This window comes from Aeromonas sp. QDB18, assembly GCF_027705325.1.
In the GTDB taxonomy this organism is placed as follows: Bacteria; Pseudomonadota; Gammaproteobacteria; order Enterobacterales; family Aeromonadaceae; genus Aeromonas; species Aeromonas caviae.
Genome location: NZ_JAPDBQ010000350.1, coordinates 1 through 653 on the forward strand (window position 1 = coordinate 1; position 653 = coordinate 653).

Consider the following 653-nt stretch of genomic DNA (forward strand, 5'->3'; position numbering starts at 1 on the left):
GCCTCCCTCGCTTTTTTGTCCTGATACTACGTGGACTGGAACTCAAATTCTCTTAAGTGAACAGCATTGCGGCCTGGCCGGGGTGTTTGTCATTTCACTTCCACTTCAAATCGGGCCACAACCCGAGCCGGAATGGCTTGCTGATTCTGCTCCGATGGCCGGTAGCGCAGCTGCGCCAGCCCGGAGATGGCGATGAGATCCAGCACGCCGGGAGGCTGGGACTCCAGTACCTCTGGGCTGAACAGCGTGCCATTGGAATCGATGAGGTAGCGAAGGGTCACATACCCCTTGACCGGCCTCTTCGCCGGCAGCCCCCCGACCGGGTTAAAACTGATGGCATCCCCCACCAGCACCCAGTATTCGGGCAGCGTTTCCCAGGTGACATCCACCGGAGGCTGATTCAGCTTGGCGGTGGGGCTGGCACAGCCCCCGAGCAGGGCTAGGGCGGCCCACAGAAACAACCCTTTCACACGCACTGACATTCCCTCTTCGTTGTATCGCTCGATTCCATGAGCGACGCGCCAGTGTCAGGCAAAGGGGCTCATCCGGGAAGCCCCCATCTGGCAGGCAAAAAAAAGGCTATGTCCCAATTACGTGTTGCATCGGGTGCCCTAGCGCCTCATGCAAACACATCTTGGTATTTACCTCCCTGC

1 protein-coding gene is annotated in these 653 nt (G+C 58.8%); it reads right to left on the minus strand.

Annotated elements, in window-relative coordinates:
• Positions 1-89: 89 nt before the first annotated feature.
• Positions 90-482 carry an energy transducer TonB gene (locus OKC30_RS21300; protein ID WP_010673455.1) on the minus strand — a complete coding sequence of 131 codons (393 nt, stop codon included), beginning with the start codon at positions 480-482 and terminating at the stop codon, positions 90-92.
• Between the last annotated feature and the right edge of the window lie 171 nt (positions 483-653).